Below are 16,590 nucleotides of genomic sequence, written 5' to 3'. Positions count from 1 at the left end.
GGGCGCTTTCCGGTGTCACAACATGACGCCCTCCCCCGCTTCGCGGCGAGCCTGCCGGGTCGTCCGGGCGAGGCCGACCGGCGGGCCACGCCTCCCGTGTCCGGGGGCGGCGCGTGACTCGCGGGATGGGACACGGGCCTGGGACCCGCGAGGGCGTCAGACGAGGATGAGGTCTTCCTCTTCGTCGTTCATGGCGGCCCCCGGCCGGTCGTCCAGCGCGTCCTGCGTGCGGCGGAGGCGTTCATCGCTCAGGTCCGCGACGAGCATCAAGACCTGCGGGTGGCTGGAGATGAGCGAGTCGAAGTCCTCGCGCGGCAGGCGCAGCAACGTGGTGTGGCGCGTGGCCTCCACGGTGGCGGTCGCCGGGGTCTTCCGCAGGAGGGAGATCTCCCCGAAGAGCTCCCCTTCCTTCAGGGTCGACAGCCGCTGGCCGCCCTTGTGGACCTCCACCTCGCCGGAGAGGACGACGTAGAGGCCGTCGGTGGCGTCGCCTTCGCGGATGATGAGGGCGCCGCGCTCGACGTCGCGGGCCCGGAAGCGCTCCACGAGGTTGCGGCGGTCCTTGCGGTTGAAGGGGCGGAACAGCTCGGAGCTGTTCATCACGTTCGCGAGGAGGCGCTCGCGGCAGAACTTCTTGAGAGCCCTGGCCACGGACGGGTGGCTGCGCGAGAGCGCGGCGAGCACGGTGGCGGAGATCTCGAGCACCTGCGTGTCGTCGGCCGCGGACTCCACGGAGGCGGCGCGCGGGGCGCCGGACAGCAGCGCCATCTCGCCGAAGAAGGCTCCGTCCTCGAGCGTGGCCAGGTCCTGGCGGTGGCCGTTCTCTTCCCGGAAGACGCGCACCCGGCCTTCGCAGATGACGTAGAAGGCGTCGCCCCGGGTGCCCTGCGCGAGGATGCGCTCGCCGGGGCCGAAGCGGCGCAACGGGCAGCGTTCGAAGAGCTGGATGAACGCGTCGCGCGGCAGGTCGCTGAAGAGCGGGATGGAGGGCAGCGCGTCCAGCGTGCTGGCGGCGGGCCCGGCCTCCCCGGTCAGCTCGTGGACGGGCTCTTCTTCCGGCGCGTGTTCGGCCAGGCCGCGCTGGGCCGCGAGCTCCACCGCGTGCAGCAGCGAGTCCGCTTCGAGCTCCAGCTCCGTGAAGCTGGAGACGCGCAGGGACGCGCGCCAGGGCTCCGGGGCTCCCACGGTGGTGGGCACCACGGAGGCGCCAGCGGCGGGCGTGGCCGCGGGCTGGGAAGGCGCTTCGGTGCGGCGCGGGCGCAGGCCTGGAGGCGCGGCCTGGGTGGGGGCCTTCGGCTCCGTCGCGACCGTTGGGGTGTCGGGGCCCGTGATGGGCGGCGCGAGGGCCCGCCAGCGTCCGCTGGGCGTCCGGGTCTGGGGAAGCGAAGGCATGGGGGATGGGGACAGCGGGGCTGCGCGCGAGGTCAGGCCCGGCGGCGCGGACGCGGCGGAGGACGGGGTGACGGGGGGCGCGGCGGATCCGGGCGCCTCGGGCGCAACAGGGGATTCGGACGTCACGGGCACCGTGGGCGGCCTGACCGTGGCGGCGCCGGACGCCGTGACGGCCACGGGCGTGGGTTGCGTGGGCTCCAGCTCCACTTCGACGGAGAGGACGACCTCGCCGTCGTCCGGCGCGGATCCGGGACTGGCATTCGCGTCAGCCGCGGGCGCGTTCGACAGGTCCAGCTCGGGCGGGAGCGAAGCCGACAGGTCCACCGGTGCCCCACCCGCCTCCAGGGGCTTGGGGGGCGCGGCGGGTGGCGCTTCGCGCTGCGTGACGAGGCTCGCGGGAGTCGCCGGGGGCGCCGCGTCCTTCGGCTTCACCCTGGGCGTGGCCGGCGTGCCCCTTCTCGCGTACAGGTCCGCGAGCATCTGCTGCACGCCCTGATGGGACGGATCCAGCTCGAGGATCAGCTTGCTCGCGGCGATGGCGCGCGGCAGGAAGCCCTCCTTCGCGAAGCCCTCCGCCGCGGACTGGTACGCGGAGACGGCCCGGTCACGCTGACCGGCCTTGGCCCACGCGTCCCCCATGCGCAGCCGGCTCTGGTGATCCTTCGGATCCGCCTGGCAGTAGTCCTCGTACAGCTCGGCGGCTTTGGCGAAGCGGCCCTTGCTGAAGGCCTCGGTCGCCTTCTCCTTGAGCGCGCGCGCCTCCATTCACTGCGCCCCGCCGGCCGCCGTGCCTTCCTTCGTCACGGTGGCGCCCGCCGCGACGCGGACCTCGCGGAAGTAGTCGCTCTTCAGCGCGTCCAGCGCCTCGGCCACCGCGCCCGTGTTCATCTTGCGCAGCGCCGTGGCCGCCGCGGCCCGGATCTCCGGCAGGTCGTGGTACAGGTCCCGCCCCACCACCTCCGCCGACTTCGCGTCGCCAATGGCTCCCAGCGCCAGCAGGACGTCGCGCCGGGCCACGCTGTTGGAGTCATCCAGCGCCTTGAGCAGCGTGGGCACCGCGTCCTTCGCGCCCATCCGCCCCAGCAGCTGCGCCGCGAGCGCCGCCTCCGCCCCACCCTCCTTCACCACGACCTGCAACGCCTCAGACGCGGACGCCGGCGGCGCCCCCACGCGCGTCAGCGCATCCAGGACCACCAGCTTCTCGCCGCCCATCTTCGGCAGTGACGCCACCAGCGCGAGCTGGCCCGCCTCGCCCTGCTCCGCCAGCGCCAGCGCCAGCGCCTTCTGCAGCTCGCGGTCGGGCTCCAGCATCGCCGTGCGCGTCACCTCGATGCCCTCGGGCCCGAGCGACGTGAGGCCCACCAGCGCCGCCGCGCGCAGCGCCGGGCTCGCGTCGTCCGCGTAGCCCTTGAGGATCTCCAGGGCCCCGGGCGCCTTGAGCGCGCCCAGCGCCGTCAGCAGCGTGGCCAGCGGCTGCAGCTTCGCGGGCTCCACGTCATCGCTCAGCTCCGAGGGGACTCGCGGCGGCACCACCACGCGCCCGGCCTCCTTGGCGCGGGCCGCGTTGAGCGCCTGGAGCCGCTCGAAGAGCTGCGCGTGCTTGGCGGACCGGTTGTCGTCCTTGCCCTTCACTTCCGGCCGCGGCGCGGACGGATCCAGGGCCGCGCTGTACTTCTGCGGCAGCGCCTGCGGGATCCAGTCCGCGCGCAGCGCCGCGAGTCCGGCGACCTCCTGATCGTAGAGCTTCTGGATGACGGGCACCACGGAGGCGTCGCCCACGTGCGTCACCGCCTCGACCGCGAGCGTGCGCAGGCCCACGTCCGGCTGGTTGAGCCACGGGGTCACCTTGGGCAGCAGGGACTGCGCGGCCGGGCCCAGGCCCGTCACCGCCTGGAGCCCCGAGGCCGCGGTGGCCGGACGCGCCAGCCGGTCCGCGATGGGCTCCGCCGGGCAGCCGCCTCGCGAACGCATGGCGCGGCCGGCGTCCAGGGCCTCGTCCCGGGCGCCGTCGAGCGCGATGGCGCACAGCGCGGCGTCTGTCGCGGGCGTGCGCGGGAAGGTCAGGATGGCGTCGGTGGCCAGCGGGCTCACCGAGCTCTTCTCCACCGCCACCGCCTGGAGCTTCGCCGCGGCCATCGGGTCATTCAGCTTCATCAGCGCGCCGATGGCGGACTCGCGCAGCTCCGGGAAGCTCTCGTCCAGGAGCAGCGCGATGGGGGCCACCGCGCGGGTGTCGCCTGCATCGCCCAGCCCGCGCACGGCGGCGGCGGCGAGGAGGACCTGGCTGTCGCGCACCATGGGCAGCAGCCGGTTGACGGCCTCCGCCCGGCCGCTCTTGCCCAGCTCCTCCGCGGCGCCCACGCGCTCCGGGAGCGCGCCCTCGGTGAGGGCCAGGAGGTTGCGGTCCCAGAGGCCCTTGGACTCGGCCGCGACGACGGAGGCCATGGCGCCGGGGACGTTGGCGCTCTTGAGCGCCTGGACGATGACCTGGCGCGTGGCGCGGCCCCGCCGTCCGTACTGGAGCGTGAGGTATGCCTTGGCCTTGTCGTTCTTCACCTTGGCGAGCGCCAGGGCGGCCTGCCCCTGGACGGTCTCGTCGGAGTCCTCCAGCAGCTCGCCGAGCAGATCCACGACGCGCGGGTCCTGGCTCTCTCCGAGCGCGCTGGCGGCCTCGCCGCGGACGATGGCGGAGAGGTCCTTGGCGGCACGGGTGAAGAGGACCAGGTCGTCCGGATTGTTCTGCGCGGCCAGCTTCCTCACGGCCGTGGCGCGGATTTCGGGGCGGGGGTCCTGGATCTCCGCGAGGAGCTGATCCCGGTTGCCGTTGCACCCGACGAGCAGGGTCAGGGCGAGGAAGAGGGGGCGCACGCGGATTCGCATCGTTCTCCCGGAGCGGCGGACGGTGGAGGCAGGCGGCGGTTATATCAACGGCCTCCCGGGCCGCCCACCGACGGCACGACCCGGGAGGATGGGTGTTGCTTCAGCGCGAACGGCGGGGGCCACCACGAGGAGCCGGGCGGCCTGCCCCTCCCCGAGGCGCCTTGCTGTTCCAGCGCGGCTCGGAATCGCGCGTCTTGCGCTCTTTCCAGTCCTGGAAGCCGCCGCCCTCACCCGGGGGGCCCTTCTTCACGCCCGCGCGGACGATGCGCTCGCCCGAGGCGCTGGACGACACGCCACCGCCGCGAGGCCGGCTGCCGGAGTCCTCACCGCGGGGCTTCCACTCGCGGCGCTCGGGGCGGCCCGAGGACTCGCCGCGCGGCTTCCATTCGCGGCGCTCCGGACGGTCACCGCCGGCGCCAGTGGGCTTGCCGAAGCGGCCGCGAGGGGCACCGCCCTCGTCACCACCACGCCCCGCGGGCTTGCCGAACCGGCCTCCCCCGCGAGAGGCGCCGCCCTCGCCACCGCCGAAGCGGCTCGAAGGCTTGCCGAAGCGACCACCACCACGAGGCGCACCGCCCTCTTCACCGCCGAAACGGGACGCGCCGCCCGCGGAACGACCCGCACCGGCGGGCTTGCCGAACCGGCCGCCGCCGCGAGGAGCACTGCCCTCGTCACTGCCGAAGCGGCGCGCAGGCTTGCCGAAGCCGGCACCACGAGGTGCGCCACCTTCGTCACCACCGAAGCGGCTTGAGGGCTTGCCGAAGCGACCACCCCCGCGAGGGGCATCGCCCTCGGCGCCCGCCCGGGCCGGCTTGCCGAAGCGACCACCGCCACGCGAAGCCCCACCCTCGTCGCCGAAGCGGCCGGCGGGCTTGCCAAAGCGACCACCGCCACGAGGCGCACCGCCCTCTTCACCGCCGAAACGGCTCGTCGGCTTGCCGAAGCGACCACCACTACGCGCGGCGCCGCCTTCGTCACCGCCACGACCCGCGGGCTTGCCGAACCGGCCACCGCCACGAGGGGCACTGCCCTCTTCACCGAAGCGGCCGGCAGGCTTGCCGAACCGGCCACCGCCACGAGGAGCACTGCCCTCTTCACCGAAGCGGCCGGCAGGCTTGCCGAACCGGCCACCGCCACGAGGAGCACTGCCCTCTTCACCGAAGCGGCCGGCAGGCTTGCCGAACCGGCCACCGCCACGAGGAGCACTGCCCTCTTCACCGAAGCGGCCGGCAGGCTTGCCGAACCGGCCACCGCCACGAGGAGCACTGCCCTCTTCACCGAAGCGGCCGGCAGGCTTGCCGAACCGGCCACCGCCACGAGGAGCACTGCCCTCTTCACCGAAGCGGCCCGCGGGCTTGCCGAACCGGCCACCGCCACGAGGAGCACTGCCCTCTTCACCGAAGCGGCCCGCCGGCTTGCCGAACCGGCCACCCCCGCGAGGAGCATCACCCTCGGCGCCCGCACGGGCCGGCTTGCCGAAGCGACCGCCACCGCGCGACGCACCGCCCTCGGCGCCGAACCGGCCACCCGCGCGCGCCGCGGTCCCTTCGGAACGCCCCGGACGCGCCGGCCTGCCAATCGCAGCGGCGCCCCGAGGAGCGCGCTCACCGTCAGCCTTGCCGAACCGGCCCGCGCCCCGCGCGGCCTTGCCGTACGTGGCGCCCTCGGCGGCGTCCGACTCCGTCACCTCATCACCTTCGTCATCGAACGTCGGCACGTCCTCATCCAGGTCCGCGTCGTCGTCCGCGGCCAGCGTCGCCCCGCGCTTCGCGAACTTCGGCGGACGCGTGCCTCCGTCCTGCACGCCCTTCCACTCCTTGCGCTCCGGACGCGCTTCGCGGGTCTTCGGCCCGGTCGGGGCCTTCTTCGCCGCGCGCTCCGTCTTGCGCGGCGCCACCGGAGCGTCGTCGTCCATCGACAGCTCGATGTCGTCGTCATCCGCCTCGCTGAAGCCCGGCGCCGAGCGCCCGTGACGGCGCGGCGGCAGCTTCAGGTCCGCGGCGGACGGCTGCGCACGGCCCTCCGCCACCTCCGTGAGCTGATTCACTTCCGAGACCTTCAGCGGCCGCAGCTCGCCGGGGCGCAGCCCCTCCACGCCCACGCCCGCGTAGTTCGGACGGAACAGGCGCACCACCGGGTGCCCCACCGCCGCGCACAGGCGCTTGATGAGGTGCGGACGGCCCTCCGCCACGACGATCTTCAGCCAGGTGTTGCGCTCGGCCTTCTCGAAGATGTCCACCGACACCGGCGTGGCCATGCCGTCTTCCAGCCGCACGCCGCCGCGCAGCTTCTCCAGCGTGGGCTGGTCCGGCGTGCCCTTCACCTTCGCCAGGTACGTGCGCGGCACCTGGAAGCTCGGGTGCGTGAGCTTGTGCGCCAGCGCGCCGTCATCCGTGAAGAGCAGCGCGCCCTCCGCGTCGTAGTCCAGACGGCCCACGGGGAACAGGCGGCGGCCCGTCTCCTCCACATAGCTGGCCACCGTGGGCCGGCCCTGCGGATCCGACAGCGTCGTCACGACGCCCACGGGCTTGTACAGCAGGTAGTACGACGATTCCTCCGGCGGCGTGACGAGCTTCCCATCCACGGTCACCAGGTCCACCCCGGGCTCCACCCGGCTGCCCAGCTCCGTCACCGTCTCATTGTTCACTCCGACGCGACCGGAGGTGATCAGTTCTTCCGCGTGCCGGCGCGAAGCCACTCCCGCGCGAGCCAGGTACTTCTGCAAACGTTCCGCCGCCATTCCGTGCCTTCTTCCAGTTGCCGCCCATCACTCGGGCTTGGGCCCCTCGCTATCACCCTTCTCGGGCGAAGGGGGGCTTTCCAGGATGCCGGCACTGACCTTCTGGCTCCGCTCCGCGGCCGCCATGGCCTCCTCCAGCTCCTCCAAGGCGGCCTCACTGGCCGCCTCGTTCTTCTCCATCCGCTTCGTGAACCCCGGGTCCGACAGCGCCGCCACCGTCCCCGCCGCCACAGGGGCCGGCGGCGCCGCCTCCTTCTCCACGATTTCCCGGTGCTCCTGGGTCAACTCATGGAACTCCCGGAGCGTGGGCAGCGCGGAGAGGTCCTTCAGCGCGAAGAACTCCAGGAACTCGCGCGTGGTTCCATAAAGAATGGGGCGGCCGACTTCTTCCCGCTTGCCCAGGATCTTGACGAGCTTGCGGTCCATCAGCGCCTTGAGCACCGCGCCGCAGTCCACGCCGCGGATGTCCTCCAGCTCCGGCCGGGTGACGGGCTGGCGGTACGCGATGATGGCCAGCGTCTCCACCGCCGCGCGGGTGAGCCGCTGCGGCTTCACCCGGAGGTAGCGCCGGACGTACTCCGCGGAGTGGGGGTCCGTGCGGAACTGCCACCCGCCCGCCACCTCGTAGAGGACGACGCCGCTGATGCCCTCGCGGTGGATGCCGGAGAGCTGATCCAGCGCCTGGAGGATGGCGTCCCGGGGGATGCCGGTGGCCTGGTAGAGCTCGTCGACGTTGAGGGGGCGCTCGGCGACGAAGAGCACGCTCTCCAGCACCGTGCGGATGCGGTCCGGGGAGAGGTTGCGGCTCTTGGAGACCAGCTTCTCGAAGGAGGATTGCAGGTCCGGGACGCTGTCGTCCGAGTCCTCCTCGATGGCGGCCGGCTCCACCCCGTCCAGCTCCGCATCGTCCGGGCCGGGGCCGGTGACGGCGGCGATCTCCTCCTCGGAGAACTGTCCGGGGCCGCCGGGCGTGCCGGGGGCGGGCGTCTCGTCAGCGTCGTCGGGACCGTTACCGGTAGTCACTCTCGTCGACCTCCGTGGGGACGAGCTTCTCCAGCGCGTCCCCGTTGGGCGTCACCTGGATGGGGCCCAGGGGCTCCTCCTGGAAGACCTTGATGAGGCGGCGCTTCACCATCTCCAGCATGGCGATGAAGGTGATGACCACCTCCTGGCGCGTGGCCGCCTCAGTGAACAGCGCCTCGAAGACAACCTGTCCGTCCTTCTTGAGCCGCTCGGCCACCCGGAGGATGGCCTCCGACAGGCTGACGCGCTCCAGCACCACCTCGTGCGTCTTCTTGGGCGTCAGCCGCTCGAGCACGCGGTCGAGCGCCTCGACCAGCTTGAGGACGCTGATTTCCTGCAGCCCCACCTCGTCTTCAGGGATGGGGACCGCCTCCACGGGCACCTTCCGGGCGAACACGTCCCGGTCCAGGATGTCCTGCTTGGCCAGGTGCTCCGCGGCCTCCTTGTACTTCTGATACTCCAGGAGCCTTCGCACCAGCTCCGCGCGGGGGTCCTGCGCCTCCTCCACCGCCGCGAGCACGTCCGCGCCTTCCGGCACCTGCGCCGCGTCCTGCCGGGGCAGGAGCATGCGGCTCTTCAGGTGGGCGAGCGTGGAGGCCATCACCAGGAACTCCCCGGCGATGTCCAGGTTCAGCTCCCGCATCCGCTCCAGGTAATCCAGGTACTTGGCGGTGATCAGCGCCAGCGGGATGTCGAAGATGTCAACCCGGTGCTCCTTGATGAGGTGGAGCAGCAGGTCGAGAGGACCCTCGAAGTTGGGCAGCGCCACCCGGAACGCGTCTCCGGGCGTGCGCGGCAATCCCTCCCCGTCGGGGTCTGGCGGGAGGTCGTCGGGCGGTGGGGGCTTGCGACCTTCGCTCACCGGCCGGCGTCCTTCTGGGGGGATGGGAACTTCGTCATGCGAAAGGGCCCGAAAATCCGGCCTTTAGCGGGCGCCGGGGGGACAGACCTCCTTAGCAATGCCTCCCGGGGGGGTCAAACATTTGAACAGGAACGGGTGTTCAGGGGATTCCCACGGCCTTGCGGACCCGGTCCATCAGGCGGGTGGCTTCGGCCCGGGCGCGCTCGGCGCCGTCCGCGAGGATGCGCTCCAGCTCTCCCGGGTCGTTGAGCAGCTCCTGGCGGCGCTGGCGGGCGGGGCCGAAGGTGACGTGGAAGGCCTCCAGGAGCTTCTTCTTGAAGTCGCCGTAGCCCTTGCCGCCGGCCTTCCAGGACGCGTCCACGTCGGAGAACTCGCCGGGCGGGAGCATCAGCTTGAGCAGGTCATAGAGCGGCGCGTCCGTGGTGGGCTTGGGGGCGTCCACCGGCGTGGAGTCCGTCTTGATGGACATGATGCGCTTCTTGATGTCCTTCTCGTCGCCGAACAGCTCCAGGGTGTTGCCGTAGGACTTGGACATCTTCTGTCCGTCGATGCCGGGCACCGTGGCGGCGTTCTCCTGCACGAAGGCGGACGGCAGCTTGAGGATGCCGGGCGTGTGCCCCCGCTCCTTCCCTTCCGGATCCGCCGGGTCGTAGCCCGGGACGTACTGGGTGTTGAACTTCACGGCCCAGTCGCGCGCGAACTCGATGTGCTGGATCTGGTCCTTGCCCACCGGCACCTGATCCGCGCTGTAGAGCAGGATGTCCGCCGCCATGAGGACGGGGTACGCGTAGAGGCCGAAGTCCGGGCTGATGCCCTTGGCGACCTTGTCCTTGTAGCTGTGGGCGCGCTCCAGGTGGGCCTGGGGCACCACGGTGCCGAGGATCCAGTTGAGCTCCAGCACCTCCTTCACGTCGCTCTGGCGGAAGAGGACGGCCTTCTTGGGGTCCAGGCCCAGGGACAGGTACGTGAGCGCCGCGTCGCGCGTGAGGTCCAGGGCGAGCTTGGGGTCCCGGACGGTGGTGAGCGCGTGGTAGTTGGCGATGAAGTAGTAGGCCTCGCCCTGGTCCTGGAGCTGCACGAACTGCCGCAGGGCCCCGTAGTAGTTGCCGATGTGCAGCCTTCCGGACGACTGGACGCCTGAGAGAATCCGCATCGCGATTCGCGCTCCGAATGACGGGTGGAGGACACGGTTCGTTCGCATACCCGCCGTCACGCTGCAACCTTCCGTTGGGACCGGTGCGCCGTTTCAATGGCGGACATCCGCGCGCCATGCCTTCCTGGAACATTGCGGTCCGGCAGGAAAAGCCCAGCAGTTCCGAGGGGTTGAGGGGCCTCCGGTCTCCCGCTACCCTGGTGGTCGGCAGAGCACGTTGACCCCGCCTTGGAGGGCGCCCACGGATGGAAGCGTTCACGGGAAACCTGGCCAGCTACCGGCTCCAGTTGGTGGTGCCGCCCCTGTTCACGACGCCGGGGGTGGAGGGGACGCTGCGGGTGGAGCGAGGGGCGGTCCGCCGGGAGTTCCACCTGCGGGACGGGCACCTGGTGGGGGTGGCCTCCACGGATCCGCGGGAGCACCTGGCGCAGGTGCTGGTGAACCTGCGCATCCTGGACGCGCCCCGGGCGGCGGCGGCGTTCGAGGCGGCGGAGGGGGCGAACCTGCCCTACGGCACGTTCCTCGTGCAGCGCTGCTTCGTGGAGCTGTCACAGCTCACGGAGGCGATGGAGCACAAGGCACGCGAGGCGCTGTTCGACTGCTACGCCTGGGAGTCCGGCGAGGTGGAGTTCACGCCGGGGCTGCCGTTGCCGGGGCGGGCGGTGGGCCTGCGGCTGCCGTTGGCCACGCTGCACCGGGACGCAGTGGCGCGGGTGCAGGAGTGGGCGCAGTTCCGGGAGATCTTCCCGCGCCTGGACACGACGTTCCGCGTGTTCCGCGAGTTCGCGGTGGAGACCTTCTCCGAGGAGGAGGACGTGCTCCTGGACCTGGCGGCCAGCGGCGCGACGCTGGGCGAGCTGCTGGCGAGCGCGAAGGAGGCCCCGCTGTTCGCGGCGCGCTGGGTGCTGCACCTGTACCGGCGTGGGGCGCTGGCGCCGCACCGGTCCACGGGCCCCACGGTGGGCGAGTCCACGGAGTTCACGGAGCTGCTGGCGCTGGTGCGCGCGTTCCTGTCGTCGCGCAAGTACGACCTGGCGGTGGCGCTGGCGGCGCAGGTGCTGGAGCGGGGGCCGGTGCCGGAAGCGCACGCGCTCTACCGCGAGGCGGAGGTGGGGCTGACGCTGGCGCTGAGTGACGCGCTGTTCGCGTTGGACGGAAGGCTGGTGTTCGAACCCATCCCCCGCCCCACCCCACCGGACCTGACGGCGGATGACCTGTACTTGTACTCAAAGCTGAGGGGCAGCCGGAGCATCCGCCAGGCGCTGCGCACGGCGGCCATGGGAGAACTGGCCGCGTCACGTTCCGTGGAGCGACTGAGGGCCGCGGGGCTGCTCCGCGTGGCCCCGGTGGCGCCCGGTACGCCGGAGCCCTCGCCGAGGCGGACGACGACCGAGCCCTATGGGTTGAACCTGGGGGACCTCGCCGGGAGCTGAGCGACGGCCTCAACGCATGGCCTGCGGTTTCCTAAACCGCAGGCCATGGGTATCCGAAGTCGTGAGCAAGGTCTTCGAGAGTCCCGTGGCGGGCTTCGTGCGCCGAGAGAGGATCAGCCCTGCTCGCCGGGCATCTTCTTGTCGGACACCAGCACCCAGACCGAGTTTGTCTTCTCGCTGTAGAACAGCGTGATGGCCACGTGGCGCGCGCCGTGCGCGAAGCGGAAGACGAACCCGAACGTCTGGTAGAGCTTCTTCGCCCGCACGCCCTCCTGGAACAGGCCATAGAACTGCCGAACGCGCGTGCACGGCGCCACGTCGTAGAAGAAGTTCTTGCCGATCTGCTCGCGCGCCTGGATGCGCGCCAGCGAGGCCTCGGTCTTGTTGAATTTGAGGATCCGCCCCTGCCCGTCGAGCTGGATCATCCCCAACGGCAGATGGTCCAGCTCCACCTCCGACATGCCATCCACGCGCTGGATGAGCGCATCGAGCGACTCCTCCGAGGACGCTTGAAGGGGGAACGGTTCGCCAGTGGGGGGAGTGTTCGGGGTCGGCTTCATGCGGACACGGTAGAGAACTCCCGACCGGCACGTTCGTGCGATGGCCGTATCCACCGGTGGAGCGTTGGCTGCCATGTGTTCCCGTCCCCCCAACCCTCCGCTTTCGGACGGAACGGCTCAGCTCGCGACGCGCAGCGGCGTGCTCGCGGTGCGGGTCGCCGCGTCCACCCGCCCGAGCCACGCGCTCAAGCGCCCGCGCCGCTCCACCTCCGCGCCCTGCCAGGGCGTGAGCGGCGTCCGCAGGCTGTGCAGCTGTCCGAAGAGGGCCAGGTCCGCCACGCTCAGCGCGCCGTTCAACCAGAAGCCGTGCACCGGCGCCCGGGCGTCCAGTTGATCCAACAGCGCACCGAACCGGCGCCAGCACGCCTCCGGCCCCGCGCGCCAGACGTCTCGCGCCACCAGCCTCTCCACCTGCTTGCGCCGGATGAGCGTGGGCACGACCGCGCGCACCGGCGCCGGCATGAAGTGGAAGAACGCGGCGCGCGTCCGCGGCCAGTTGCGGTCATCCGCCCAGCGCGACGCGACGAGGAAGCCGTTGAGGGCCGTGTCCGCCAGCTCCTCCCAGAGCAGCGCCTCCGGCGACGCGTCGATGCGGCCCGGCGCCAGCTGCTGGATGCGCGCGAGGATGGCCGTGGAGTCGGGCACCGCCTCCTCCCCCACCAGCAACACCGGCACCTGTCCGGTGGGGTTGTGCTTGCGGTGTGAGGCCGGGTTGTCCGCGCAGACGCGCGCGTACGGCAGCCCCGCGTACTTCAGGGTCCGGTGCACCTTGAGGCAGTAGGGAGAATAGCTCTCGAGGCCAGGCAGGCCCGGGTCGGCCAGCTCCAGCAGGGTCAGGGAAGGCGAAGCGTTCGGAGTCATGAAGCCACAATGGGCCCAGGTCGTGACAGCCGTATGTCAGGATAGTGAAGGCTCAGTCCTCCCGGAGAATGTCCGCCCACCCCAACGTAGAGATCTCCACCTGGAAGGGCGCGAGCATGAGCTTCCGGTAGTCCATCACCACCTGCGTCATCTTCTTCTCGAGGAACGTCCGGACGTCCTCATGTTCCTTGAAGTACTTGTCGATCTTCTTCAAGGCGGCCTGGATGCCCGTCACCTCGCTCCCGCTGTAGCCGTTGGTGAACTCCTCCCGCGTCCGCACGCGCATGAGGAAGGAGGTGAGCTCGTCCGCGACGACGGGCGGAATGAACTCGTAGTGCATGGCGATGAAGGCAGCGATCTCGTTCTTGGTGCCGCCCAGGAAGTTGACGTTCGCAGGGTCCAGCGAGGCGCCGCTCAGGGTGTTGCAGTACGCCCGCATCACGTCCTTGAGCGCCGCGAGCTGGCGCACGTCCGCGACGGATTGGATCTGATAGTTCGTCAGCGGCTTCAGCTTGCTCCCGAGCTTTCCCTGGGGGGAGACCAGCATGAAGGAAGCCGCCCCCAGCACGTCGATGCGGCATTTCTGCGAGAACGTCTTGCGCAGCCCGATGGCGGCCTCCTTCACGGCGTCCTTCCGGTGCGTCAGGCTCCGGAAGAGCCAGCCCTCGTCGTAGATGAGCTCCAGCTGGGCCTCGTCGATGCCGCGGCCCAGCTGCGTCAGGAGGTTGCTGCTGACCAGCAGCTTCGCCACCCCCGAGGGGCTGTCGTTCACCTCCTGGCCGATGCAGTAGACGTAGTAGTCCACGTCGTCGATGTCGGCGACGAGCGTCTTCTTCTTCGTGACGACCTCGCTCTCTCCCTTGCCGGTCTTCTCATCCGCCAGTGAGTAGGCCTTCACGTGGAGCTTCGTGGCGCTCTTGCTTTCGATCTCCGCCAGGCTCACGCCCTTCTTGAACTTCGACGTCACCCCCTCGCGCAGGTACGACCCGTTGGCGCTTTCGGCGGAGAGCCCGGGGGCGTGCACCAGCAGGGAGTTGGCGAGGATGTTCACCCCGGACCGCACCAGCCAGTGCACCTCGTGGCCGTACCGGATGGCCTGCTCGACCGCGTCGATGGCCGCGTTTCCACCCTGGATGCAGATCCGCTTGCGCTTCTCTCCGGTCGTCGCGAGGAAGCGCATGAGCTGATCCATGTCCATGATCCGATCGTCGTCCTCCCAGTCCTCGGGGGCCTTGATGCCGTTGGCCTCCGTCGGCTTGAGGTAGCTCCCGTTGCCCGTCATCAGCAGCAGCTCGCGGGCCTTGATGGGCGAGGGCGTAGTCTCGGAGACCTCCGGGGTGAAGGTGATCTCGAAGTGCTTTTCGTCCTCGTTCCCCTGCCCCTTCCACTCGATCTTCGTCACGTTTCCCCAGAGGCGGGTCAGCCCCAGGTTCTCCGCGCGGCCAATGATGTCCAGCCACTCGTCCTTGAAGCTCTCGCGGGTCGTGTAGCCCTGGGACTGCGCGAACAGCGTCTCCTGGCCTTCCACGTCCTCGCTCGTCTGGAAGACCTTCTGCCACTCGGCCTTCACCGTGGCCCGGGACTGATCGTTTCGGAACGAGGAGAGCGGCCGGGTGCTGATCACCTGGCGTGAGTGATTGACGACGTAGTTGCCCCCGCGCGACGTGTACCGGTCGCCCTTGTTGATGTGCCACGGGTTGACCATGCCGATGAGCACCGTGTTCTTGAACACGGCGCGCTTGGACGTGAGGTCCAGGAGCGACCCGTCCTCCGGGGCCTTCGCCCTGTCGGTGTCCCGGTCGCCGACGAAGAGCAGGTGCTCCAGCGCCTTCTTGCGAGCCTCCAGGCTCGCTATCTTCTCGAACTGCTTCGTGAGCTGCTCCCGGATGCCCGACGTGAGGTCGGACCCCATGCGCGCATCGAGGTAATACATGGCACCGCCACCGGCGCCGATGATGGCCTTGTCGAAGATGGGCATGGGGTCCTCGGGACGTCACGGGCCTACTGGCCGTTGTACTTGAGGTCGCGCGGGTTGACGGGCGGCGTGCCGCGGAGGAGGTCGGCGGCCTCGAAGTCCTTCATGCCGCTGTTGCCCTGCGTCGCGGCCTGCCACGCGGGCAGCGACTTGAAGGCGAACACCATGTCGAAGTCCATGGGCACCGTCCCGGGATCCAGCGGCACGTTGCCCGGGTTGTCCTGGAACCACTTCATCCAGGCCGGCGAGCCGGGCGGCTCGAGGACGAGGGCGTCCTTGTTCGGCCCCACGACCGTGGGCGGCATCGTGGTGGTGGGCAGGAGGAACGTCTTCATGGGCCACTCGGCCACGCTGTGGCAGCTCATGCACGACGAGGCCTGCACGGCGGGGAGGATCTGCCCGTTGACGGACGCCGGCGCCACGACCGCGCCGTCGTTCGGGCCGGACAGCCGGCCACCCCACCCCAGCGTCGCGGTGGAGTACGCGGGCGCCGCGGGGTTGATGACCGTCTCCTGCAGGGGCATGCCCGGGTTCTGCGTGGAGTTGACGTTCGGATCATCCCCCCACATCGCGCCCAGGGGGATCATCTTGTCCCACGGACTGCCGGGCACGCGCTTGTCGTAGACGAGCGTGGAGAACACCCAGCCCGTCTTGGGCGCCGTCTTGGTGTCCTTGACGATGATGTCGAACTGCATCACCGACGCGTTCATCACCTGCGGCGGCGCGTGCGCGGGGCCGTTGGGCGGCGGCACGTAGATGGGCCACAGCGTCGCGCCTTCCATCACCGGCCAGTCCTTGGCCAGCGCGCTCGTCAACGCCACCTTGATGACGATGGAGCCTTCCGGGAACTGCGCGGACGTGTTGGTGAGCGTGGGGTTCATGGCCGTCGTCCCCCAGACCTGCCCCAGCGCGTACGCCGCGACCTTGTCGTAGTAGGTCAGCACGTACGTCGTCATGTCGACCTTGAGGCCGGACGCGGCGAAGGTGCTCGCGGGGAACTCGGAGCCCACATAGGTGCCGTGGATGCTCTCGCGGATGGAGGCGAGCCACGGCTCGTTGTACCAGCCCGCGCTCGCCGCATCCCACCGCGCGTAGTCATAGAGCAGCGTCTGCATGGACGGGGCGATGTAGGCCTTCAGCGCGTTGACGTACGCGAGCGCGTTGGCCTTGGAGATGGGCTGCCCCTTGAGCGCGGCGATCCACGGCGGATTGGCGGGCGGCGCCACGGGCGTCTGCGGATAGTCGTGGCTCAATCTGAACAGGGGGCCCTGGCACGTCGAGGCCGGCGGAAGCTTGCCGTTGTTGTCCGCGAAGGGATCCGCGTTCACGGAACTGAGCGCCAAGGCCTCACGCGCCGCGGCGAACGGCGTGCGGGCCCTGTTGGCCGGGTCCGGGGCGGTGGCGGAGGCCGGCACCACGTTGGGGGCGGGCGCCTTCTTGGCCGGCTTCGCTTCGGCCGCGTCGGCCTCCGGCATCTTGCAGGCGGACAGCGACAACGCCAGGCAGCCGGTGAGGCCCAGCGCACCTGACAGCAGCAGGGATTGGCGAGAACGCTTCATGGACAAGCAGTCCTTGCGGGCCACACCGCGCCCGTCATGGGGTGGAACTCAGAGGGGGTGGAGTCCCCCGGTCCGCTCCGGACTGCATGTTGTGGACCACTTTCCGGCCAAGCCGTCTTCCCTCCGGGGGGCCGCCACGGGAGCGCCCGCGC

Annotated in this window: 11 protein-coding genes; 1 reads left to right on the top strand and 10 read right to left on the bottom strand. The window is 70.6% G+C overall.

The window, feature by feature from the left end:
• Window positions 1-156: 156 nt before the first annotated feature.
• The 6 genes from KYK13_RS20455 to trpS form a co-directional block, all read right to left on the bottom strand.
• Entirely contained in the window at window positions 157-2,157 is a 2,001-nt protein-coding gene (locus KYK13_RS20455; protein ID WP_223631771.1) for a cyclic nucleotide-binding domain-containing protein, read from the bottom strand.
• Window positions 2,158-4,272: a HEAT repeat domain-containing protein gene (locus tag KYK13_RS20450; protein WP_223631769.1), complete on the bottom strand. Its 2,115-nt coding sequence runs from the start codon at window positions 4,270-4,272 to the stop codon at window positions 2,158-2,160.
• 100 nt (window positions 4,273-4,372) lie between these two features.
• Entirely contained in the window at window positions 4,373-7,012 is a 2,640-nt protein-coding gene (locus KYK13_RS20445) for a pseudouridine synthase (RefSeq protein WP_223631767.1), read from the bottom strand.
• Window positions 7,013-7,039: 27 nt separating this feature from the next.
• Window positions 7,040-8,035 (bottom strand): SMC-Scp complex subunit ScpB, encoded by a 996-nt coding sequence (gene scpB, locus KYK13_RS20440; RefSeq protein ID WP_223631765.1) that lies wholly within the window; start codon window positions 8,033-8,035, stop codon window positions 7,040-7,042.
• A complete protein-coding gene (locus tag KYK13_RS20435; protein ID WP_370645434.1) occupies window positions 8,022-8,834 on the bottom strand; it encodes a ScpA family protein in 813 nt (270 codons plus the stop codon). Before KYK13_RS20435 ends, scpB begins: the two co-directional genes overlap by 14 nt.
• A 202-nt stretch (window positions 8,835-9,036) precedes the next feature.
• Window positions 9,037-10,050, bottom strand: a complete 1,014-nt coding sequence (gene trpS, locus KYK13_RS20430) for a tryptophan--tRNA ligase (RefSeq protein ID WP_223631761.1) — start codon at window positions 10,048-10,050, stop codon at window positions 9,037-9,039.
• Between the two features lie 245 nt (window positions 10,051-10,295).
• Between trpS and KYK13_RS20425 the strand changes: the two genes are divergently transcribed.
• Complete coding sequence (locus tag KYK13_RS20425; protein WP_223631760.1) at window positions 10,296-11,483, top strand: DUF4388 domain-containing protein; 1,188 nt, start codon at window positions 10,296-10,298, stop codon at window positions 11,481-11,483.
• 113 nt (window positions 11,484-11,596) lie between these two features.
• Here KYK13_RS20425 and KYK13_RS20420 read toward each other — a convergent pair whose 3' ends face one another.
• The 4 genes from KYK13_RS20420 to KYK13_RS20405 all read right to left on the bottom strand — a co-directional run bounded on the left by KYK13_RS20420 (window position 11,597) and on the right by KYK13_RS20405 (window position 16,438).
• Entirely contained in the window at window positions 11,597-12,043 is a 447-nt protein-coding gene (locus KYK13_RS20420) for a PAS domain-containing protein (protein WP_223631758.1), read from the bottom strand.
• Between the two features lie 117 nt (window positions 12,044-12,160).
• Window positions 12,161-12,904 carry a glutathione S-transferase family protein gene (locus tag KYK13_RS20415; RefSeq protein ID WP_223631756.1) on the bottom strand — a complete coding sequence of 248 codons (744 nt, stop codon included), beginning with the start codon at window positions 12,902-12,904 and terminating at the stop codon, window positions 12,161-12,163.
• A 52-nt stretch (window positions 12,905-12,956) separates the two neighbouring features.
• Window positions 12,957-14,882, bottom strand: a complete 1,926-nt coding sequence (locus KYK13_RS20410) for an NAD(P)/FAD-dependent oxidoreductase (protein WP_223631755.1) — start codon at window positions 14,880-14,882, stop codon at window positions 12,957-12,959.
• 23 nt (window positions 14,883-14,905) lie between these two features.
• On the bottom strand, window positions 14,906-16,438 hold the full coding sequence (locus KYK13_RS20405) for a hypothetical protein (RefSeq protein WP_223631753.1): 1,533 nt from the start codon (window positions 16,436-16,438) through the stop codon (window positions 14,906-14,908).
• Between the last annotated feature and the right edge of the window lie 152 nt (window positions 16,439-16,590).

This window comes from Corallococcus sp. EGB, from assembly GCF_019968905.1.
Classification (GTDB): domain Bacteria; phylum Myxococcota; class Myxococcia; order Myxococcales; family Myxococcaceae; genus Corallococcus.
This window is presented reverse-complemented; position numbering and strand designations above follow the sequence as displayed.

Bases quoted from the DNA above. Each gene is read 5' to 3' on its own strand.
- KYK13_RS20455 (WP_223631771.1), bottom strand. From the start codon at position 2,157: ATGGAGGCGCGCGCGCTCAAGGAGAAGGCGACCGAGGCCTTCAGCAAG.
- KYK13_RS20450 (WP_223631769.1), bottom strand. From the start codon at position 4,272: ATGCGAATCCGCGTGCGCCCCCTCTTCCTCGCCCTGACCCTGCTCGTC.
- KYK13_RS20445 (WP_223631767.1), bottom strand. From the start codon at position 7,012: ATGGCGGCGGAACGTTTGCAGAAGTACCTGGCTCGCGCGGGAGTGGCT.
- trpS (WP_223631761.1), bottom strand. From the start codon at position 10,050: ATGCGGATTCTCTCAGGCGTCCAGTCGTCCGGAAGGCTGCACATCGGC.
- KYK13_RS20425 (WP_223631760.1), top strand. From the start codon at position 10,296: ATGGAAGCGTTCACGGGAAACCTGGCCAGCTACCGGCTCCAGTTGGTG.
- KYK13_RS20420 (WP_223631758.1), bottom strand. From the start codon at position 12,043: ATGAAGCCGACCCCGAACACTCCCCCCACTGGCGAACCGTTCCCCCTT.
- KYK13_RS20415 (WP_223631756.1), bottom strand. From the start codon at position 12,904: ATGACTCCGAACGCTTCGCCTTCCCTGACCCTGCTGGAGCTGGCCGAC.
- KYK13_RS20410 (WP_223631755.1), bottom strand. From the start codon at position 14,882: ATGCCCATCTTCGACAAGGCCATCATCGGCGCCGGTGGCGGTGCCATG.
- KYK13_RS20405 (WP_223631753.1), bottom strand. From the start codon at position 16,438: ATGAAGCGTTCTCGCCAATCCCTGCTGCTGTCAGGTGCGCTGGGCCTC.